This is a genomic window from Flavobacterium sp. AC105 (assembly GCF_979258495.1).
This window is the reverse complement of sequence record NZ_OZ409860.1, coordinates 719,847-738,646: the sequence shown is the minus strand read 5'-3', so window position 1 is coordinate 738,646 and position 18,800 is coordinate 719,847. Positions and strand designations below refer to the sequence as shown.

24 protein-coding genes and 1 tRNA gene are annotated in these 18,800 nt (G+C 31.0%); 9 read left to right on the top strand and 16 right to left on the bottom strand.

Going from position 1 to position 18,800, the window contains the following annotated elements:
- Positions 1 to 66 precede the first annotated feature (66 nt).
- The 3 genes from ACZ0AH_RS03125 to ACZ0AH_RS03115 are packed head-to-tail and all read right to left on the bottom strand — an operon-like array spanning position 67 to position 1,819.
- Positions 67 to 717 carry a hypothetical protein gene (locus ACZ0AH_RS03125; RefSeq protein ID WP_463474425.1) on the bottom strand — a complete coding sequence of 217 codons (651 nt, stop codon included), beginning with the start codon at positions 715 to 717 and terminating at the stop codon, positions 67 to 69.
- An 8-nt stretch (positions 718 to 725) separates the two neighbouring features.
- Positions 726 to 1,121, bottom strand: coding sequence for an ExbD/TolR family protein (locus ACZ0AH_RS03120; protein ID WP_463474424.1), 396 nt, complete (start codon positions 1,119 to 1,121; stop codon positions 726 to 728).
- Positions 1,122 to 1,123: 2 nt separating this feature from the next.
- On the bottom strand, positions 1,124 to 1,819 hold the full coding sequence (locus ACZ0AH_RS03115) for a MotA/TolQ/ExbB proton channel family protein (protein ID WP_463474423.1): 696 nt from the start codon (positions 1,817 to 1,819) through the stop codon (positions 1,124 to 1,126).
- A gap of 129 nt (positions 1,820 to 1,948) precedes the next feature.
- Here ACZ0AH_RS03115 and ACZ0AH_RS03110 point away from each other — a divergent pair, with 129 nt between their 5' ends.
- Positions 1,949 to 3,175, top strand: a complete 1,227-nt coding sequence (locus ACZ0AH_RS03110; RefSeq protein WP_463478084.1) for a bifunctional folylpolyglutamate synthase/dihydrofolate synthase — start codon at positions 1,949 to 1,951, stop codon at positions 3,173 to 3,175.
- Positions 3,176 to 3,354: 179 nt separating this feature from the next.
- A tRNA-Val gene (locus tag ACZ0AH_RS03105) sits at positions 3,355 to 3,429 on the top strand.
- 181 nt (positions 3,430 to 3,610) lie between these two features.
- Here ACZ0AH_RS03105 and ACZ0AH_RS03100 read toward each other — a convergent pair.
- Positions 3,611 to 4,537 (bottom strand): hypothetical protein, encoded by a 927-nt coding sequence (locus tag ACZ0AH_RS03100; protein ID WP_463474422.1) that lies wholly within the window; start codon positions 4,535 to 4,537, stop codon positions 3,611 to 3,613.
- A 438-nt stretch (positions 4,538 to 4,975) separates the two neighbouring features.
- Here ACZ0AH_RS03100 and ACZ0AH_RS03095 point away from each other — a divergent pair, with 438 nt between their 5' ends.
- The 4 genes from ACZ0AH_RS03095 to ACZ0AH_RS03080 all read left to right on the top strand — a co-directional run bounded on the left by ACZ0AH_RS03095 (position 4,976) and on the right by ACZ0AH_RS03080 (position 8,273).
- Positions 4,976 to 5,596 carry a hypothetical protein gene (locus ACZ0AH_RS03095; RefSeq protein ID WP_463474421.1) on the top strand — a complete coding sequence of 207 codons (621 nt, stop codon included), beginning with the start codon at positions 4,976 to 4,978 and terminating at the stop codon, positions 5,594 to 5,596.
- Between the two features lie 645 nt (positions 5,597 to 6,241).
- Positions 6,242 to 7,015, top strand: coding sequence for a sensor histidine kinase (locus tag ACZ0AH_RS03090; RefSeq protein WP_463474420.1), 774 nt, complete (start codon positions 6,242 to 6,244; stop codon positions 7,013 to 7,015).
- Positions 7,016 to 7,018: 3 nt separating this feature from the next.
- Positions 7,019 to 7,672 carry a response regulator transcription factor gene (locus ACZ0AH_RS03085; protein ID WP_463474419.1) on the top strand — a complete coding sequence of 218 codons (654 nt, stop codon included), beginning with the start codon at positions 7,019 to 7,021 and terminating at the stop codon, positions 7,670 to 7,672.
- Positions 7,673 to 7,871: 199 nt separating this feature from the next.
- Positions 7,872 to 8,273 carry a helix-turn-helix domain-containing protein gene (locus ACZ0AH_RS03080; RefSeq protein WP_463474418.1) on the top strand — a complete coding sequence of 134 codons (402 nt, stop codon included), beginning with the start codon at positions 7,872 to 7,874 and terminating at the stop codon, positions 8,271 to 8,273.
- 76 nt (positions 8,274 to 8,349) lie between these two features.
- On the opposite strand, the gene ACZ0AH_RS03075 is transcribed toward ACZ0AH_RS03080, so the two are convergent.
- Both ACZ0AH_RS03075 and ACZ0AH_RS03070 read right to left on the bottom strand, forming a co-directional pair.
- Entirely contained in the window at positions 8,350 to 8,835 is a 486-nt protein-coding gene (locus tag ACZ0AH_RS03075) for a hypothetical protein (RefSeq protein WP_463474417.1), read from the bottom strand.
- A gap of 54 nt (positions 8,836 to 8,889) precedes the next feature.
- Positions 8,890 to 9,327 (bottom strand): hypothetical protein, encoded by a 438-nt coding sequence (locus ACZ0AH_RS03070; RefSeq protein ID WP_463474416.1) that lies wholly within the window; start codon positions 9,325 to 9,327, stop codon positions 8,890 to 8,892.
- A gap of 386 nt (positions 9,328 to 9,713) precedes the next feature.
- Between ACZ0AH_RS03070 and ACZ0AH_RS03065 the strand changes: the two genes are divergently transcribed.
- Positions 9,714 to 10,325 carry a Crp/Fnr family transcriptional regulator gene (locus ACZ0AH_RS03065; protein ID WP_463474415.1) on the top strand — a complete coding sequence of 204 codons (612 nt, stop codon included), beginning with the start codon at positions 9,714 to 9,716 and terminating at the stop codon, positions 10,323 to 10,325.
- A 25-nt stretch (positions 10,326 to 10,350) separates the two neighbouring features.
- Here ACZ0AH_RS03065 and ACZ0AH_RS03060 read toward each other — a convergent pair whose 3' ends face one another.
- The 4 genes from ACZ0AH_RS03060 to ACZ0AH_RS03045 all read right to left on the bottom strand — a co-directional run bounded on the left by ACZ0AH_RS03060 (position 10,351) and on the right by ACZ0AH_RS03045 (position 13,343).
- On the bottom strand, positions 10,351 to 10,956 hold the full coding sequence (locus tag ACZ0AH_RS03060; RefSeq protein ID WP_463474414.1) for a class I SAM-dependent methyltransferase: 606 nt from the start codon (positions 10,954 to 10,956) through the stop codon (positions 10,351 to 10,353).
- An 11-nt stretch (positions 10,957 to 10,967) separates the two neighbouring features.
- On the bottom strand, positions 10,968 to 11,774 hold the full coding sequence (locus ACZ0AH_RS03055) for a hypothetical protein (protein WP_463474413.1): 807 nt from the start codon (positions 11,772 to 11,774) through the stop codon (positions 10,968 to 10,970).
- A 180-nt stretch (positions 11,775 to 11,954) separates the two neighbouring features.
- A complete protein-coding gene (locus ACZ0AH_RS03050; protein WP_463474412.1) occupies positions 11,955 to 12,692 on the bottom strand; it encodes an SDR family NAD(P)-dependent oxidoreductase in 738 nt (245 codons plus the stop codon).
- Between the two features lie 81 nt (positions 12,693 to 12,773).
- Positions 12,774 to 13,343, bottom strand: coding sequence for a Crp/Fnr family transcriptional regulator (locus ACZ0AH_RS03045; protein ID WP_463474411.1), 570 nt, complete (start codon positions 13,341 to 13,343; stop codon positions 12,774 to 12,776).
- A gap of 130 nt (positions 13,344 to 13,473) precedes the next feature.
- Here ACZ0AH_RS03045 and ACZ0AH_RS03040 point away from each other — a divergent pair, with 130 nt between their 5' ends.
- The gene (locus ACZ0AH_RS03040; protein ID WP_463474410.1) at positions 13,474 to 13,872 is read left to right on the top strand and encodes a VOC family protein; all 399 of its coding nucleotides are present in this window, start codon (positions 13,474 to 13,476) and stop codon (positions 13,870 to 13,872) included.
- Positions 13,873 to 13,957: 85 nt separating this feature from the next.
- On the top strand, positions 13,958 to 14,392 hold the full coding sequence (locus ACZ0AH_RS03035) for a PepSY-like domain-containing protein (RefSeq protein ID WP_463474409.1): 435 nt from the start codon (positions 13,958 to 13,960) through the stop codon (positions 14,390 to 14,392).
- Between the two features lie 44 nt (positions 14,393 to 14,436).
- Here the strand turns inward: ACZ0AH_RS03035 and ACZ0AH_RS03030 are convergent, their stop codons facing one another.
- The 6 genes from ACZ0AH_RS03030 to ACZ0AH_RS03005 all read right to left on the bottom strand — a co-directional run bounded on the left by ACZ0AH_RS03030 (position 14,437) and on the right by ACZ0AH_RS03005 (position 18,725).
- Positions 14,437 to 15,003 carry a DUF4256 domain-containing protein gene (locus ACZ0AH_RS03030; RefSeq protein ID WP_463474408.1) on the bottom strand — a complete coding sequence of 189 codons (567 nt, stop codon included), beginning with the start codon at positions 15,001 to 15,003 and terminating at the stop codon, positions 14,437 to 14,439.
- 24 nt (positions 15,004 to 15,027) lie between these two features.
- Positions 15,028 to 15,489, bottom strand: coding sequence for an SRPBCC family protein (locus tag ACZ0AH_RS03025; RefSeq protein WP_463474407.1), 462 nt, complete (start codon positions 15,487 to 15,489; stop codon positions 15,028 to 15,030).
- 15 nt (positions 15,490 to 15,504) lie between these two features.
- Positions 15,505 to 16,083, bottom strand: a complete 579-nt coding sequence (locus ACZ0AH_RS03020; protein WP_463474406.1) for a YdeI/OmpD-associated family protein — start codon at positions 16,081 to 16,083, stop codon at positions 15,505 to 15,507.
- A gap of 106 nt (positions 16,084 to 16,189) precedes the next feature.
- Positions 16,190 to 16,693 carry an endonuclease V gene (locus tag ACZ0AH_RS03015; RefSeq protein WP_463474405.1) on the bottom strand — a complete coding sequence of 168 codons (504 nt, stop codon included), beginning with the start codon at positions 16,691 to 16,693 and terminating at the stop codon, positions 16,190 to 16,192.
- Positions 16,690 to 17,481: a hypothetical protein gene (locus ACZ0AH_RS03010; RefSeq protein WP_463474404.1), complete on the bottom strand. Its 792-nt coding sequence runs from the start codon at positions 17,479 to 17,481 to the stop codon at positions 16,690 to 16,692. The genes ACZ0AH_RS03015 and ACZ0AH_RS03010 overlap by 4 nt, the downstream gene beginning before the upstream one ends.
- Before the next feature lie 14 nt (positions 17,482 to 17,495).
- Positions 17,496 to 18,725: a hypothetical protein gene (locus ACZ0AH_RS03005; protein ID WP_463474403.1), complete on the bottom strand. Its 1,230-nt coding sequence runs from the start codon at positions 18,723 to 18,725 to the stop codon at positions 17,496 to 17,498.
- Positions 18,726 to 18,800: the final 75 nt, after the last annotated feature.

Below are 18,800 nucleotides of genomic sequence, written 5' to 3'. Positions count from 1 at the left end.
ATTTCACAGATTTACACGAATTAAAAAAGGCTTTCTGAAAATTTTCAGAAAGCCTTTTTTAATATATTATTTTCGAAAAAACTGCAATTGTTTTAATCTTATTTTTGCTCCGTTTAAGTCGTAATTACTTTTTGGCAATTGTTCTACTAATTCATAATTTCCAAATCTTAACTGACTAACATTTGGTTCGTTGTCAATTAAATTAAACCCTCTACAAGACTTACATCTCACAATTAAAAAATCAGATTCTAAAATCGTATCATCTTTTGCTAAAATAGTAGTTTTTAACTTAGAATTACATTTGGTACAATTTTGAGATAACATTTCTAAAATTTTCTCTTTTCCTTTTAAGAACCTTGAAATTCTAAAAATGTAAGCCAGAAAACTTCCGTAAAGCCAACTGTTCAATTCATTCTTAAAATCAACTTCAATTTCTTTTGAAATCTCATCAAAGATATCGCAAATAAATTCTCTTTCTTCAGTATCAAAATTGAATCGTTTAAAACTTTTTAAACCTTTATTCAACTCTTTTTTTAATATTTTAAGAGACGAATTATTCTCTACCAAAACAATTAAAGAACTTAAGCATGAGTTAAACCTCGTTTCCATATATTCACATAAATCAGAACCTGAAGGATTCAATCCTCTATTTTCCCATTCTGAATCAGCAAACTTTTTCTTATCTAATAAAAACTGTAATCGATCTAAGTTATTCATTTTTTAATCTACTTAGGACTTGTAGCAATCACAAACTTCAAGTTGTTCTTCACTCCTATTTGCAAGACATCCACTAAGTCCTGAACCTGCAAATTAAACGGAATACGAACGACAACGGTTTGATCTTTGTCGGCTCCTATTTTTGACATTAAACTGGTTTCAAGATTTTCAAATTCAACTGGCTGTTTGTCAATGTAGAACTTTTTATCTTCGGTAACTGATAAACTGATCAGTTGCTTGTTTGTTTTTTCATTTGATTTCGCTTTTGGCAAAGTCATTTTGATAACATTAGGATTTGCAAGTGTTGAGATAATTAAGAAAAACAACAGCAGGAAAAACATAATATCGCTCAATGATGAAGTCGCCACTTCGGCATGAAATCTTCTCTTTCTTTTAATAGACATACCTATGCTCTTTGAATTATGTTTACAAATTCTAATATTTGTTTCTGAATTTTTAAAGCAAAATCATCAATTTTTCCGTTCAATAAGTGGTAAGCACTATAGGCAATAATACCCACAATTAATCCGGAACCGGAACTAATCATTTTTTCGTATAAACCTCCTGAGATATTACCAATACTAATATTCTCTGTAACCGAAATGCTATAGAAAATCTTGATAACTCCGGAAATTGTCCCAATAAAACCTAATGTTGGTGCAATACCGGCAATAAGTCCCAGGTGACCTAAACGTCTTTCCATTTCTCCAATTTCAATATCAGCAGCACGATCCATATTTGATTCGATTTCAGCAATTGGTCGTCCAATAACCAAAACACCTTCTTTCAAAATATTTGCTGCAGCTGTTTCGCTTCTTTCAACAATTGTTCTGGCCAGTTCAATATTACCTGAATTCAATTTATCACCCACATCCTGCATTAATCGGCTATCAATTTTTGACGCTTTACTGATGTATAAATAACGTTCAATAATTACGTAAAAAGTATAGAATAACAGAATGGCAATCGGGATTAGGAAAAAACCTCCTTTTAAGATAAATCCTAAAACAGAAATTTCGGTATTTGGAGCGATTTTTTCGATAACTACGTTAGATGCGGCGTTTGTAATGGTATCTGTTTGTAATTGAATGAAAGTAAACATATATTAATTCTGGTTTTTAATAATTAATTCTAAAAAATATTTGAAATTTGCAATAAAGATAATTTTCATTGTAATACTAAACTAAAAAAAAGGAAAATTATTTCAATTACCAACCATTTTATGCAAATTATGAACTATCAGGAAACCACGAATTGGATGTTTAATCAACTGCCAATGTATCAGCTTCAGGGCGCTTCGGCTTATAAAGAAGATTTGACCAATATTAACTTGCTGGCGGCACATCTTGATCATCCTGAAAAACAGTTAAAATGCATTCATGTTGCGGGAACAAACGGCAAAGGGTCTACTTCGCATATGTTGGCTTCTATACTGCAAGAAGCGGGATATAAAGTGGGATTGTATACTTCGCCGCATTTAAAAGATTTCAGAGAAAGAATTAAAATAAACGGAGCCGAAATTTCAGAGGATTTTGTTTGTGAATTTGTCGCCAAACACAAAGATTTTTTTGAGGCAAATGATATGAGTTTTTTCGAAATGTCGGTTGGTTTGGCCTTTGATTATTTTGCTTCCGAAAAAACAGATATTGCAATTATAGAAGTTGGTCTTGGCGGAAGATTGGATGCCACAAATATCATTACGCCTTTGGTTTCGGTAATTACAAACATCGACTTAGATCATACTCAGTTTTTAGGAAATACGCCTGCATTAATTGCCGGGGAAAAAGCCGGAATTATAAAACCAAATGTTCCTGTTGTGATTGGAGAATATACTCCGGAAACGCAGCCTGTATTTTTGGCTAAAGCCGAAGCCAACCACTCGCCTATTTATTTTACATCTGATTTAATTTCGGAAGTTTTTCCGTCGGATTTAATTGGAGATTATCAATTTCAGAATAAGAAAACGGTTCAGGAAACTATTGCGGTTCTGAATGCTCAAAATGAATTTAAAGTTTCGGATGAAAATCTAAAAAACGGATTACTGAAAGTTGTAAAAAATACCGGCCTTCAAGGAAGATGGCAGCAACTTGGAGAAAATCCGAAAATTATTTGTGACACGGCACACAATAAACACGGATTAGCGGTGGTGATGAATCAGATCCAAAAAGAAAATTTTGAGAATTTGCACATTGTTCTGGGTGTGGTTAATGATAAAGACCTGGATTCTATTTTACCATTGTTTCCTAAAAAAGCACAATATTATTTCTGCCGACCTGATTCTTCAAGAGGTTTAGATACCGAAATCCTGAAAGAAGCGGCTAAAAAATATGATTTGATTGGAGAAAAATATGATTCGGTTGAAGATGCTTTCGCGGAAGCAAAGAAAAATGCGACCCAAAATGATTTTATTTATGTTGGCGGAAGCACTTTTGTAGTAGCCGAATTGCCTTTAAACTAAACCTGATTCGAATTATTTTAAAAAGTTTTAAAAAACCGACTTTATAATAAATTCAAATACAACGACATAGAAAATATATTAAAAAAACTTTAAATTTTTAATTCATTTTCTTTGCAGAACTCGAAAACTAGCGTATATTTGCACTCGCAATCACGAAACGATAGCAACCTAGTAAAATAGGGCGATTAGCTCAGCTGGTTCAGAGCACCTCGTTTACACCGAGGGGGTCGGGGGTTCGAACCCCTCATCGCCCACGAAAAAACTCCTTAAGAAATTAAGGAGTTTTTTTTTATGGCTTTATTTTAATATTTATCTTTAAAAATGAATCAATTCAAAACTTGAAGAAAAACAAAAGCAAATCAATCCGACAACCTATTTAGAGACAAAATTAAGTATAAACATTATTAGCCTAAAAAGGAAAAATTGTACATTTCTTCACTTACTAAACAAATCAGTTAATTTAGCTAAATCTAAATTTATGCCTATATACACCGAATAAAAAGGTGCAAATCTAGGAAATAATCCTCTTATATCAGTTCCAAGAATGAGCTCTGATGAGGCAACTTTAGCACTCTCCTTATCCGCTCCTGTTTTGCTTTGTGCGAAGATGTATCGAAAATAACTTCGTATAAGATAAAAGGAATTCCAATCTTTTATTTCGTTAATTTGATAGTAGCTATTTACAATTCCATCTGTGTTAACGGAAGAGGCCTGCGGGAAATTTGTAGTATACCCAATCGTTGGCTGAAAGAATAAACGAGATTTATCTGTACATTTAAGATCGAAGGTTATACCTAAGCCAAAATACCCATTGATACTTTTGCTTTTTCTGTTATATTTATTACCTTGAGTGGGCAACATCCTTTGAGGTATTGAGTCTAATGATGTTATTGTCAAAGTATCTCGTTGTATTGTATTAATTCCTGTATTGGTCTCGATACTCGAAATTAGTAATTCGCCGTGTGCATGCGCAAATATCTTAGTAGAATTTCCAACTGGATTTTTTAAGGCATACATAGGTTGTATGTAAATACTATAAGATGATATTTTATTTTTATTTTTATACTCGTTAAACTTAGATTCATATTTAGTTCCAATTGTAAGTTGATCAAGTGGTTTCAATTTGACAAAATCTTCTCTATATAACATTATGCTGTCCGAAGTTGAATAATTTATCTTCATAACACCAGCATTATATCCCCACTTTGACGAATCTATTGGAGGAGAATAAATATTAAAATGACCTGTATAGCCAGCCTTATTTGTTGTAAAATCAAAATCGATAGCATTTAAATACATGAAATTTTGAGAACAAACAGTTTGTAGAAAGAGTAATGATGTGAGTATTAAAAAATTTTTCATAATGTAGTTGGTTTAATTGGTTACAGGATTAAAAGCTAAATTCAATTAGAAATGATATAATAAAGAGGCAATGATAAAGTGTATTTAGTAAGTTGTTTTTTATTATGCTGGAGTGTTAATACTTAAAATTGATGTTCTTATTTGATACCTACACTGTAAATCCATTTTCGGCTAATTAGTTGCATTGTTTACGTATTCCAAAACTACTTCAGTCAGCAACTTCATTACTAGGGTAAATACGTAAGGCAAGTATAGTTTTATGCCTAATTATTTGAATGTTAGATGGGTGTGTTTGTTTTTGAAGGAAAATCGCTATTTTAGCTGACAAATTGATAAATAGGGGAAAAATCCCATGAAATAGGGTTTTACCCTATTAGACAAGCTTGGGTAATTGTAAAATTTGAAGAATAAATTATTAATCCTTAAATAACTTTAACCATGAAAAAATGTACTCTAATTTTAATGTTTATTTTAACCATTGTAGCGTGTAAAAAAGAAAAAGCAGACAATCCATCAACTAAAAACGATGAAAATAAAATAGTTACAAAATGTGATTCTTTAACTTTAGATGATTATAATAAAATATCTGATATTACAAAAAAAACCGAATGGTTAAAAAAACATGGTGATAGTGTTTGTCGTAAGATATTAGATTCGACTGTCTTGATAGTTCATGAAGTAAAAGGTCAAGTCAGTGATAAAAAAGGAACGTACGTTATTAGCTGGAAGGAACTTAAAGGTACTATTAAACATCATGGATATGATGCCTATCTTAGCGCGGCAGTTGATAGTAAAAAACAAAAAATTGATTCGCTGTATATGGTGGAAGAATACACAACGAAAACATATTGCTTTTCAACTGCTTTAATAAGAAGTCTTGCAAAAAAATATGCAAAAAAAGATGATAATGCTAAATTTGAATTCAGTTTGGCCATGGTAAATAATAAATCAAAAAGATCAATGGAAACTGTTATTGTTATTCAGGTAAATGGAGCCCCGTATTACTACGATTATTCTACCGAACCTCCATTTATTTCTACTGAAAATATGCCATTGTAAAGAGATAAAATTGAATATACTAGATATTATAAATCCCATAAAAGCATGCGTTTTAATAACGCTGCTTTTTGCTTTATGGAATCTTCGCTGGAAAATTAAAATGCACCGTTATCTCTTTTATATTCTTTTTGTTGTTTTTTTAACAGAATTGATAAATTCTATTTTGGTATATAATAATAGATCAATTCGAATACCATTTAATATCAGTATTGTTTTTCACGATATTTTGTGGCTGCTAGCATTTAAAGAAAGCATAAACAATAAAAAAATGTCCAATATTATTCTATGTCTCTTTCTTCTCTTTTCTATTACTAATTTTCTAATTATAGAAATAGTTAATGCTAATAATTATTACACTTTCGTTTTTGGTGCACTCCTTTACGTCATACTTTTTATTTACGAAAGTTACAGGCAGTTAAGAGAAGAGAACTTAATGTATTTCTTATCCAATAATTATTTATTGTTGTTTGCACCGGTATATTTCTTTTTTGGAATGGGATTAATGTTGGGGTTTAAATCATTACAGGTTACAGGAATAATTTTATTTGGTCAAGTTACACTATATGTTTTCATTGTTAATATAGTTTGTATCGCCTATTATACTTTAATTAATATTTACATCTACAGAGAAAAAAATAACTACAAATGAATCAAGTCGTACTAGGAATAATAATAGCCTTTATTTTTATTGGTTTAATACTATTTTTTTGTGTTATTCTGATTCGTCTTTATTTTAATAAGATAAAAAAATACACCGAACTTTTACATCAGAAAGATCTTGATTTTCAAAAAGCAATTACTCAGACTGTAATTGAAACTCAGGAACAGATACTGAATAACATTTCTCAAGACCTTCATGATGATGCGGGACAGCAATTAACATACATCAATTTTCAGATAGAAAATATGAAGCTGGATTCTCCTGAGCTGCAAAAAATATTAGAACCATTATCACAATCAGCAGCTAATTTATCACAATCAATAAGAAGTATTAGTCATGCCCTGAACGGTCAATTGTTATTGCAACAAGATGTTATAAAAGCTATCGCCACAGAAATAAAACGATTGAAAAAAAATAATAAAATTGACATTGCATACTCTTTTGAAGAAATCGCAATAAAGAAATTTGATGCTAATGAAAAAATAATCATTTACCGCATTTTTCAAGAATGTATCAGTAATGTTTTTAAACATGCTAAAGCCACTAAAATTAGCATTTCTATAACAACCGATCCTCATTTTAAAATGATAATTGCTGATAACGGTAAGGGATTTGATGCTACCGATAAAAAAAATAAATTATCCTTAGGATTGCTAAACATGAGTAACAGAGCCAATAGTATTGCCTATCATTTGGATATAAAAACCCAAGTGGGATCGGGTACTGAAATTACGCTTTCAGAAAATAAAACTACCTAAATTATGGAACAAACTACTATTTGCATAATTGATGATCATTCTATTGTAAGACAAGGTTTAAAAGAATTGCTGCATAAAATGGGCAACTACAAAGTAATTCACGAGTTTGATAATGGTGAGGATTTTCTACAGGCATTACCCGTAAATCCATCTCCGCAGATCTATATTTTGGATTATTCCATGCCTAATATGAACGGCATTGAAGTACTGCAGGTACTGGAAGAAAAGGAGGAAGAGTTCAAGGTATTATTGTTGACACAGCATCTTGACGAGCAAATAATCGATGCAGCTTATCATCATGGTGCCAGAGGTTTTTTACACAAAAATTGTACAGCTCACGATTTGAAATTTGCTATTGATAACATTATTAAAATTGGGTATAATAACGTTTCTGAAATTCTCAAACGCGTACGTAATTACGAAAACAATGATGAGAAAAAAGAAAATATCATTTTAACTCAGCGCGAATTCGATTTCCTAAAATTGGTTTGTGATGAGAGGGAATTAACCTATGAACAAATGGCCGAAAGTATGAATCTGTCAATAAAATCAATCGAAGTTTACAGAGCCGCTTTATTTGAAAAATACAATATCAAATCAAAAGTTGGGCTTGTGTTGTTTTCTTTTAAACATCGACTAACGGAACCGTTTTTATAAGCCAGACAATTTTTATTTGGAATAATTGTCTATTTATTTTATTTAAGACTCATTAAATTGTTTGATTAAAGTGAATGAAACTACACTTAAAAATTCCTTGAGAAATTAAATAGTCTTTTTATACAATTGTATCATACAAATTCAAGCTTGTTTTTTACCAAACAGGAAATTTCTGAGAAATTTTAAATATCTTTGAACTATGAGCACATTAACAAGACCGAAACATATCGGAAGAAACATAAGTCGTATTCGTGAACTTCGTGATATGAAGCAGGAAGCTTTGGCACAAGCTTTAGGAACAAGTCAACAAACTGTTTCTGCTATTGAAAATAGTGAAACCATAGATGATGAAAAACTTGCAGAAATTGCAAAAGCATTGGGTGTGACTGTAGAAGCAATTAAAAATTATAGCGATGAAACTATATTAAGTGTTATCAATAATACATTTAATAGTCATGACAACTCAACAATTAACGCAATAAACATTCAACCTACTTTTAACCCGCTTGATAAAGTTGTAGAACTTTACGAACGTTTAGTTCAGGCTGAAAAAGAGAAAGTCGAATATCTGGAAAAAATAATAAAAGGAAATAACCTTTAAAAAGACAAAAGCTCCTTAAAAAATTAAGGAGCTTTTTATGCTTTATATTTTTTGAGGAAATCGTGTCAATCCATTACTATTCATTAATAATTTCTTGATCCCAAATCTTTTTGCCTAGATATTTTTTACAAAAATCATAACGTTTTATTATTGCTCCTTCCGGGTTTCTATTATAACAAAACATCCATAATTCGTTACCAACAATTTTTAATCGTCGACATTTTCTAGTATCACAGGCATCTCTTGAACAAATATAAATTGAAGTTTTCTTTAAAATTAAATTCCCGTTAGGACTAATTACCCGATCAATAACTATTATCTTTTTATGAGATAATTTCCAAAAAAGAAATTTTCTGTCCTTCTCAATTCTTTCAGTTTTTAATATTACAGCACTTACCGAACATTTGTTTTTAATAGAATCTAAATTATTTGTCGATATCGATTTAGGCATACTATTTACAGTGAGTGAAAAAAAACTTGATACTGCCAATATTATAAAAGTTTTTTGCAATTTCTCTTTTAATTTGCGATACGTTTGTTTTTTATTATTCAATATTTCCAATCTGTCTGCTTTATAAATTATTTATCTTCTATTTTATTTTTTTACCTGAATAATTTAGCTTTTTATAGAATCATTCTGTTTTACAGTATCTTGTTCTTTCTTGATTATTTCATTATCATTAATTGTATCATTATCAATGGCTGGTTCTCCATCTATTGTTGCTTTTCCCATACAGCTTGATAAAGCAAAAAGAAGACTCAATGAAAATAATGCCGCTGTTTTAATTGGTTTAATCCTGATTCGGCTAATTCTATTTCTCAAATTATCATATTTGATATTGTTTTTGGGATCAATCTGATTAAATTTAAAATGTCCACAAATATTTTCTTTACCTGAATTTTCGATCAAATAATTTTTAATTTCAAGGTTCTCCATTTTTGTAAAATCAACTACTGTTTTATTACAAGAACCACAAAATCTACCATTGTTATCTGGTGTCATTGAATTCCAATTTTGATTGCAAGGCTTAGGAATATTTATTTTATTTTCCATTTAATTTCAAATTATTATTTAGTTTTTAGTTTTGCTTCAAGCCAATATTACAAATACAATACCATAATAAATGAAACTTTTCAAATTAGAAAAGAAAGTATTTGTCCGTTATTTAATTATAATTTCCTCTGTTATATATATTTTTTTAAATAGGATGTTTTCTTATAATATAAATTGTTTTTAACATCCCATAAACTATAGTTTTTTTTAGATAAATTATTACTGTTTGAATAACTTTCGTGAGAATTATTCTAAGAATATCTTCCTATACTATCATTTGATGCTAAAAACTCATTCTGGGAAAGGAATCCGCTTTTTGATAGCTATAACAATTGTACTTTTGCTACACCAAACACCCATAAACCAATAGATTTTTAAACCAATTTATGAATCAATTAAAACCTCAATTACCGCACAGCACACCTGAAGAAGCTGCTATACTATTATATGTATTTAATAATGTATATCCGATTAGTCAGGGTGCTCAAAAATTCCTTATCGAAAACACCTATCCTATGAAGGTTAAAAAAGGCAAAAAATTACATAAAGCAGGAGAGATTTGCCATATGATTTATTTTGTCAATAAAGGAGCTGTTCGGGGTTATGTAGAAGATTCAAAAAAGGAAATTACTACCTGGATTACGGTTGAAAATGAGTTGGTGGCCTCGATTCATAGTTTTATATTGCAAATTCCGAGTTATGAAAATATGGAAGCCATCGAAGATTCGGAACTGTTGGGAATGAAGCACGCTGACCTCCAGCATTTATATAATATTGAACCTGATTTTAATATAACGGCGCGACGCATTTACGAAAAATATTATTCTGATGCAGAAATCAGGGCTTTAATGGGACGACTGAGTAAAGCCGAAATTAAATACGAATATTTCCTAAAAACCTATAAACACCTTTCTACCCGAATTCCGTTAAAGTACATTGCTTCTTTTTTGGGCATTAATATAGAAACCTTAAGCAGGGTTCGACGGCCAGATTCGTAACAATTCTGAAAATAAGGTTTGACACCTATTTTATCTTTTTACATTTAATCAAAAAGAACGGAAAACTTTCATCCAGTTCTATGATTTCAAATAATCCAAATTGATCAAATTCATTGTGAACTGATTCTTTGCCATAAAAGAACATGTTAACCCCATCGTGTATCTCATAGCGATCTTGGCTGATAAACTTTCCTTTACCATAAGTTTGGGCTTCTTTTGTAATTGCTGTAAAAATCATATAACCATTGTCAGATAATTGACTGTAACAATCCTGAATAAGCTTTTCTCTTTCGTTATTATCTAATAAATGAATTAAGGCATAACAGAATATTCCATCATACTGATGATGATCAAAAGGCATATCCGTTACAGAACCGTGATGAATTTTAAAATCGCTTCCGTAATGTTTTATAGCCAGGTCAATTGCAGTTTTTGAGATTTCAATTCCGGTTACAGTAATTCCGTTTTCTCTAAAAATCTGCGCATTTCTTCCGTAGCCAATTCCGGGAATCAAAATATTTTTTACGCCATTTTCTACAAAAAAATCTTTTACTAATATTGCTGATTTTGATGGTTCAAGACCCCACATTTCCTGTTTATCTACAAAATTATCTTCCCAGAATTCTGCCATAATTTTTCGCTTTATTCGTAAAATTCTTTTATAATATAATCTCCCTTATTTAATTTCTTCAATTCTTTGATTAAATAATAACGATGCAAAAAGCCTGTTAAAACGACTATTTTTTTATTTGGATATTTTTCGGATATTTTATAAATATTTGAAGCCATAGTCTGGTTTCTTAAATCCCAAAAATCCGACATTAATTTAAAACCATCTTTATAACTAATCTTTTCTCCATTTGGTTTAACTACAAATCTATTGGCAAATTCAGGTCGTTTTTCTACGATCTTTAATAGTTCATGATATTGATAATTTTGTCTGTTTTGGCAAATTATATCCGTTTTTGAATTGTTGAAATTTCCAGGCGATAATTCGGCTAATTTCATCAATTGTTTCGTTAAGCCGTCAAAGCTTTCATAAATTTTTATTTCAGATGGATTTAATTTTTTTGTTTTATACAAACTATCAATTAAGTTCACCGTTAGATTATCGGTCGGAACCATCCCTTTATCTTTTCTATATTGATTTCTTCCTTCAAAATCAAATGAAAATCTCAGTGTTTGCGAATATTTTTTAGCATATTGATTACTCGCCATAACTTCATTTCCTTTAAGATTAGTTGCCGAAATATATTCTTGCAGTGATTTGCTGTCGACTTCATGCAAAATCAAATCAGGTTTAATTTTATCTAGAATATCATATAATATTTTGGGATGAAAATTTTGAACGCTGTCGTGAATATTGCCTATAATATAAATTTCAGTTTTATTTTGAGAAAAACAAACATTAAAAACAATTAAGGAAATTACTGTAAATAAATACTTCATTTGATAAAATTAGATGGATGATGCAGCTCTGGCCTACAAAATCTTTCGTTTACCAATTTGCTCTAAAGGCTAAAGTAGCCAAATTTTAGTAAAGCCTGCTATTTTACAAATAAGTATATAATTCAAAACCTCCAAAAATCATTAGATTTTGGAGGTTTCATAATTTATTTATTTAAAATTTTACCAAGGACTAATTCCGCTTTCATCTTCTATATCATTACTGAAAAATTTTCCCGTTGGTCCATTTTCATCCGTATCGGTATGTTTGATGATAAAAGCTGCTGCGCTTTCTACCGTTCCGGGACCAGAATGATGATTAAAATCTGTGGCAGTATAACCCGGATCAATAACATTTACTTTAAATCCTAAATCTTTCAATTCGTAAGCCAATACAATACTATAGGCATTTAAAGCTGCCTTTGAAGTAACATAACTTGTTGCTTTAAAATTATAATATTTCCAATTTGGATCACTGTGTAAAGTTAAAGATCCCAGACCTGAAGTGATATTACTAATTCTTGGACTTTCTGATTTTTTAAGCAATTCTACAAATGCTTGTGTTACACTAATAACGCCAAAAAAATTGGTATCAAATACATTTTGAATGTCATTTATTGGTGCATCTAAAGCACTTTGAGGAAATTCTCCGCTTATTCCGGCGTTATTAATCAGGATATCCAATTTGCCTTGTTCGTTTTCTACAATATTTTTAGCTGCTAAAATCGAATCCGGATTTGTAACATCAATTTGAATGGCTTTGATATTCCCGAATCCATTTTCGTTTAATTCTTTTACTACTGCATTTCCTTTTTCAAGATCGCGGGATCCTAGATACACAAACAATCCTTTTTTAGAAAGCTGTTTTGTAATTTCTAAACCTATGCTTCTATTTGCGCCTGTAATTAATACTGATTTCATCTTTTATATTTTTTTTTAAATTATTGAAGCAAAGGTCATTCGTTTAAAAACAAAATCATTTGCCAATTGACAAAAAATGATTTAACGGATGTTTTTTCTAATTCGGCTTAAAGAAGATTGTGTAATTCCTAAATAAGAAGCAACGAACGAAAGCGGAATTCGGTTAACTGCATTAGGATAAATTTCGAGGAATTTCAAATAACGCGTTGTCGCATCTTCTGAAACTAGCGGACTTCTTCTTTCTACTTTTTGTCGCAATGCTTTTGAAATGATCTTATGTACAATGGCTTCCCACGGAATAATGGTATCTAACAGCTCTCTCCAGTCTTTTTTAGAAAAAACCAGCATTTTGCAATCTGTGATCGCCTGAACATAAGCATTTGAAGCAATTTCATTTTCGAAACTTTCTAAATCGACCACCAGATTATTTTCGTCAATAAAATATTTGGTTATTTCTTCGCCTTTATTGTTGTAATAGCAAACTCTTATGATTCCGTCTAAAATAAAACCAACTTGTTGCGCAATTTTTCCTGCTTCTGAAAAATATTCATCTTTTGGAAGTTCTAATTCAACCGCTTTTTTCGAAATTAAATCAAGCTGTTGTTGATTTAAATCTCCAAATTGTAATATGTATTCTATAAATTCTTTCATAACTGCAAGTTAGTCAAAGTTATTTTGGAAGGATTTGTCATTTGGCAAAAAAAAATTAAACACTGCTGACATACTCTTGTCACATCGCCATTTTACTTTTGATGCATTAATAACAATTAAAAACAAAATTATGAATTTAACATCATTAAGAATTATCACGGCCGACATTAAACGTTTGGTTCAATTTTTAGAAGACACAACTAATTTTCGGGCAATTTGGTATACAGAAGATTTTGCAGAAATAACGACAGGTTCGTCTACTTTAGCAATAGGAAGCACGAAAACATTAAGCTTTTTTGGAGAAGGAATTGCACAACCCGCCAGTAATAAAAGTGTGATTATAGAATTTCGTGTTGAAAATGTTGATCTTGAATTTGAAAGAATCAAGAATTTTGTACACGATATTGTTCAGGAACCTACGACAATGCCATGGGGAAATCGTTCCTTACTTTTTCGCGATCCTGATGGTAATTTGATTAACTTTTTTACACCGGTTACTGCAGAAGCAATTACAAAATTCAACTCGTAAATAAACTAAAAGTTTCTTAAATAGATTTGAATGCATTTTTGCTTGTCGTAAATTAGCTTTACGACAACCTTAATATACGCAAACTATGAAAACGAAAATCACTTTTGCCGCATTGTTACTAGGTTTTGTAATATCGGCACACGCACAAAAGAAAATTGAAACTACTGAATTGCCAAAGCCAGCACAGGAATTTCTTAAAAAATATTTCAGTCATACAACTGTAGACATCGCTAAAAAAGATGCGGAACATGGCGAAAAAGGATACGAAGTCAAACTTAAAGATGGCACCGAAGTAGAATTCTGGAAAGACGGTTCGTACCGAGAAGTTGATGGCGATGACAAACCAATTCCGACAGGATTTATTCCTGCATCAATAAAAGATTATGTGGCAAAGAATTATCCAAACGAAAAAATCACACATATTGATTACGGTCATAAAGATCTCGACGTTGACTTAACTAACAAAATTGATTTGGAGTTTACCAAAGACGGAAAATTTATAAAAGGTGAAAAAGATTAAAACTAACTTCATCAGCCGTGGCTGATGAAGTTTTTATTTATTATTTAAACTCTTAATGAACCGCGAAATCCTCTCGCAGCATAATAAGAATCTGCTCCGTTATGATACACAAAAACGGTATTATATCGAAAATCGGCAAATAATGCGCCGCCAAGTTTCCTGATTTCAGGAGTCGTAATAATCCAGCTTGATGTTTTGGTATCAAATTTACCCAGTTTTTGCAGCTCCCGATATTCTTCTTCTGTCAGGACTTTAATCCCCATTTCTTCGGCCATATTAATAGCACTATTTAAGGGTTTATGTTCTTTTCTTTTTTCCAAAGCTTCATGATCGTAACAAATACTTCTACGTCCTTTTGGGCTTTCGGCAGAACAATCGTAGAAAATATATTCGCCTGTTTTTTCATCAAAACCTACAACGTCCGGTTCTCCTTCGGTTCTTTCCATTTCATCAAGTGACCAAATTTTTTCTGGATTAGCTTCGAGTTTTGCCTGTACTTTTAACCATTCAAGACCTTTATGACGTTGCATATTTTTTTCAAAACGAGCTTCTAATACATTCAGTAATTCATCTTGCTGTTCTGCTGACAATTTATTTTTATGATTGTTCATGTTGTTTTGTTTTTTATCCCCATATTACTTATTAAGCATATCTAATACATATTTTTCAAGCTTTTCTAGATTCTGTTTCTGACCTTCATCTGCTTTATGCGTTTTTACGATAATGTCATGCATTTCTACAGAATCAAATAACATAGTCCAATCGATCAGCGTTTCTTTCCCTCTGGATTCAAAGAGAACTGTTGTAATAAAATGCGGATTGAAATGTTCAAAAACGATTTTTTCCTGTGGAATAATTTCTTTAAAAATACTTCTGTTCGGATAATTTGTTCCGTCTGGTCCATGCATGGTCAGGTTCCATTCACCTTCATTTTCAAAATCCATTTTGTGAATGGTATTCGTGAAACCATTTGGTCCCCACCAATTTGCAATATGTTCGGGATTTGTCCATACTTCCCAGACTAAATCAGCCGGCGCATGAATAATTGTCTTGCTTTGAAGTGCTCTATCTGTTATATTATTGTTGAATTCCTCCATAAAAATCGGTTTTAATTAATCATTTAATCCTTTTCCGTTCAGAATATTTGGTATGTTTTTCTCTACTCTAGATTCTCGGGTTTTTGATTGTTTAGGTTGAGAAAAATGAAGTAAATAGGCTCTTTGTCTTCCAGGAGTTAACGCATGAAATGCTTTTTTTAAATCAGGCATTTCGTCTAATTTCTTTTGAAATTCGTCTGAAACTCCAAATTCAGTTGTCTTTTTAAGTTCAACTTTTAAGCCTGCTTTTTCTATTTCAATTGCCTGATAAATATAGGTTTTCAGAATATCTCTCTGATCGGTTATTTCCTTAAGATTGATAAATCTGATTTGGCGTGCCGCCTGTACATTATCTGATTGCTGGATTAGAATATTGTCAGTATCTTTTAGTAAAGCACCTTTAAAAAACAAAAATGCACAATATTCTTTAAAGCTATGAATCAAAACGATGTTTTTTTCTCCTAAAGTATAACAAGGAGTTCCCCATTTTAATTCTTCGGTGAGCTGACAATCAAGAGCAATTGTTCTTAATTGTTCCAATTCTTTTTGCCACTTTTCGGCTTTATCAAAATAAAAATCGACTTTGGGATTCATAGTATTTCTATTTTAAGTTGATGTTATGTATTAAAATTCATACGTTAGGCTAAATTAGAAAATCTATATGAAAGAGAAATGAGTATTTATTAGATTTTAAAAGTACCTAAACTTCTTTAGTCAATCGATCCATTTCTTTCAGCAAAGTTGGCATTCTATATTCTCCCGCCATACTTTCTACTTTTTTGAAAGCAACTTCCAAATCAATACCAATTGCGGTAACATATAATGGTTTTGCACTTTCCCCTCTGACCAAACTTTTTTTGTCTTTTTCGATCGAAGCAAAATTTGTTTTGGCAACTCCAATTATTGGAATTTCTTTGTTTAGTTTTTCATACAAATGACCCCCTAAACCGTATTTTTTTTCATCATCCAGATAAACAAATCCATCTACAATAATGGCTTCAATATTTTTTAAGTCTATTTTATTTAGCAGACTAAGAATACACGGAAGCTCTCTTTTGTAAAACTCTCCGGGAATATATTCTTCAACATTATCAATTATTTCAGTGTGAACTTTAAAGTCTACACTTTGGTTCCATTCTGTGAATTCAAGACAAACGGTTTTTGCTTTTCCGTCGAAGTAATAAGTATCGAATGCTAGTATCATATTTTTGGTAAAATAGTATCGCCAACACTTAGTGTGTACGATAATTTGGGATAAGTAAAATTCAGAACACTATTTTCTTGTCCTCTTAATTTAAAAAATTCTTTTTTTTGGTCTTCAACAGCCAACGTCAATAATTCTCCATCTGAAAAATGAGGAAGATGATCTTTAAATTGGATAAATGTCTTTGATTTCCTGAAGGTAATTCCCAACCATTTATTGTCTTTTTCTGATCGTTTTGGACTTGGAACCGATTCTAATATAATCTTATGAAGAAACTTTGCATTGGTTTCCAGAGAAAATAAAACAACCGAATTATGCGTCAACGAAATCTCAAATTCTTCATCCGTTATTCGGTCTTTAAGTTTTAGTTTTCGAATATTTTTTTCCGTGAGTTCATTTGGATTTTCATAACAAGTAAAAAGCCCAATATAAGAATCCGCTTCCAGATCCATAGATTGATCTGAATGGTATTTCATTGTCGTATAATTACAATCGTATATTTCTATCAAGGCATTATCAAAATCCAGAAACGGCAAATTCTTATTGATATTTTGATTTTCAATATTCAGTGATTCTATGATTTGATTATGAATATCCGAAAAATTATTTGCCGGTATATCATACATTGTCGTAGTTCGAACTATGGGAATTCCTTTCTCTCCTACTTTAACCAAATGATTTCCGATTCTGCCTTTGGCTACATTTTCAAAATCTGCAGATTCTAATAATTCATTAAATAAATCTTTCTCTAAAGGAAGCGTAATTTTATAAAAGCCTGAGTTGTTCATTGTATAAATTCAGATTAATAGAGTGGTTTTTCATAATCGCCTGAATTCATACTGAAATGAATTTTTCCGTATTCGACATTTTTTTCGCTCATATTCTCTTCGTAATAGGAGTTTCGCAAATTGGTCATTGTTTCCGTAGTCATTTGTTCCAATTTTACTAATTCGCCATTTTCCTTAATATAAGTCTGACCGTTTTTGTGCAAAGCTTCCAAGTTTGAACAACGTGCAACATAACCCATTCTTATTGGGATTTGATCTACATTTAATACCGAGGGTTTAATTTCATGTGTATACAATCTGTTGATAGAAAGCGGAATTAAAAATGCTGAATTTGGATATAATGTAACGCTGAATTCTTTTTCTAAAGTGGGATTATTTACCGTATTTTTCAATTTAAACTGAAGCCTTGTTAATCCGCTGGTTTGTTTATAACACCAATCATAACTGTCATTTTTTGATGGCGATAATTTGTCAAAAATCGATTTATCATAAAAGGTACAAAAGGCAATAATTCCGTTTTTTGGCATATCCTTAGTTTTATCAGAATGCGCTTTTATTTTTGATTTTACCTCTTTTGCATTCACTTCGGTTTTCATTTTATTCTCATAAATCTGAACCAAAACATGATTTAATTTTGTTTCTCCTTCAAAAGTAAATTCAATAGCATCGTTTAATGAGTTGATTATAACATGATCCGTATCGCGAAAATTATCTGTTGGTCCGGTAAAATTACTCGAACATCTTAAAAGTCGATAATGCAATATTTCTTCAACTTCGACTTTTTCTTTTGAAACTTCCGTCAAATAAATTCCCGTTCTTAAAGCCATCGAGTCTTTGTTCGACTCCGTTAAATGCTGAAACGTATGTTCTGATTTGATCGTATTAAAATAATCACCGTTATCGAACATATCTCTAAAATAAATACCGGCATTACTAACAAGAATTGGAACTTTGCCAAGTGTAATTAATTGAATATTATCTCCAATATGATTTTCGTAATTTATAGAAAGTTCTTTTATTACAAAAAAAATCTGGCTTTCATTCTTAAGCTGGTCTATATCCCCACAAACATATATTCTTTTATCGCTTAAAGAAGTCTGAATTTCTGATAGATTCTTTACTACAGAACCACAAAAATTTTCAGTCAAATAATGAAGTTCCGAATTTAGTTCTATATTTTCTTGTAGAACAATAAGAATATTTCTGTCTTTAGAAATTTTATTTTCAATATTTGATGTGCTCATTTTATATTTAAGTTTGAAAAGATTTAGGTCGTTTTTTTCGTTACTAATAGTTATCATTTCGTTTTTGCAACGCTA

Bases quoted from the DNA above. Each gene is read 5' to 3' on its own strand.
- ACZ0AH_RS03060 (WP_463474414.1), bottom strand. From the start codon at position 10,956: ATGGCAGAATTCTGGGAAGATAATTTTGTAGATAAACAGGAAATGTGG.
- ACZ0AH_RS03030 (WP_463474408.1), bottom strand. From the start codon at position 15,003: ATGAACAATCATAAAAATAAATTGTCAGCAGAACAGCAAGATGAATTA.
- ACZ0AH_RS03005 (WP_463474403.1), bottom strand. From the start codon at position 18,725: ATGAGCACATCAAATATTGAAAATAAAATTTCTAAAGACAGAAATATT.
- ACZ0AH_RS03035 (WP_463474409.1), top strand. From the start codon at position 13,958: ATGAAAACGAAAATCACTTTTGCCGCATTGTTACTAGGTTTTGTAATA.
- ACZ0AH_RS03095 (WP_463474421.1), top strand. From the start codon at position 4,976: ATGAAAAAATGTACTCTAATTTTAATGTTTATTTTAACCATTGTAGCG.
- ACZ0AH_RS03045 (WP_463474411.1), bottom strand. From the start codon at position 13,343: ATGAAAGAATTTATAGAATACATATTACAATTTGGAGATTTAAATCAA.
- ACZ0AH_RS03090 (WP_463474420.1), top strand. From the start codon at position 6,242: ATGAATCAAGTCGTACTAGGAATAATAATAGCCTTTATTTTTATTGGT.
- ACZ0AH_RS03110 (WP_463478084.1), top strand. From the start codon at position 1,949: ATGAACTATCAGGAAACCACGAATTGGATGTTTAATCAACTGCCAATG.
- ACZ0AH_RS03050 (WP_463474412.1), bottom strand. From the start codon at position 12,692: ATGAAATCAGTATTAATTACAGGCGCAAATAGAAGCATAGGTTTAGAA.
- ACZ0AH_RS03010 (WP_463474404.1), bottom strand. From the start codon at position 17,481: ATGAACAACTCAGGCTTTTATAAAATTACGCTTCCTTTAGAGAAAGAT.
- ACZ0AH_RS03070 (WP_463474416.1), bottom strand. From the start codon at position 9,327: ATGGAAAATAAAATAAATATTCCTAAGCCTTGCAATCAAAATTGGAAT.
- ACZ0AH_RS03080 (WP_463474418.1), top strand. From the start codon at position 7,872: ATGAGCACATTAACAAGACCGAAACATATCGGAAGAAACATAAGTCGT.
- ACZ0AH_RS03085 (WP_463474419.1), top strand. From the start codon at position 7,019: ATGGAACAAACTACTATTTGCATAATTGATGATCATTCTATTGTAAGA.
- ACZ0AH_RS03115 (WP_463474423.1), bottom strand. From the start codon at position 1,819: ATGTTTACTTTCATTCAATTACAAACAGATACCATTACAAACGCCGCA.
- ACZ0AH_RS03020 (WP_463474406.1), bottom strand. From the start codon at position 16,083: ATGAATCCCAAAGTCGATTTTTATTTTGATAAAGCCGAAAAGTGGCAA.
- ACZ0AH_RS03100 (WP_463474422.1), bottom strand. From the start codon at position 4,537: ATGAAAAATTTTTTAATACTCACATCATTACTCTTTCTACAAACTGTT.
- ACZ0AH_RS03025 (WP_463474407.1), bottom strand. From the start codon at position 15,489: ATGGAGGAATTCAACAATAATATAACAGATAGAGCACTTCAAAGCAAG.
- ACZ0AH_RS03040 (WP_463474410.1), top strand. From the start codon at position 13,474: ATGAATTTAACATCATTAAGAATTATCACGGCCGACATTAAACGTTTG.
- ACZ0AH_RS03065 (WP_463474415.1), top strand. From the start codon at position 9,714: ATGAATCAATTAAAACCTCAATTACCGCACAGCACACCTGAAGAAGCT.
- ACZ0AH_RS03015 (WP_463474405.1), bottom strand. From the start codon at position 16,693: ATGATACTAGCATTCGATACTTATTACTTCGACGGAAAAGCAAAAACC.
- ACZ0AH_RS03055 (WP_463474413.1), bottom strand. From the start codon at position 11,774: ATGAAGTATTTATTTACAGTAATTTCCTTAATTGTTTTTAATGTTTGT.
- ACZ0AH_RS03120 (WP_463474424.1), bottom strand. From the start codon at position 1,121: ATGTCTATTAAAAGAAAGAGAAGATTTCATGCCGAAGTGGCGACTTCA.
- ACZ0AH_RS03125 (WP_463474425.1), bottom strand. From the start codon at position 717: ATGAATAACTTAGATCGATTACAGTTTTTATTAGATAAGAAAAAGTTT.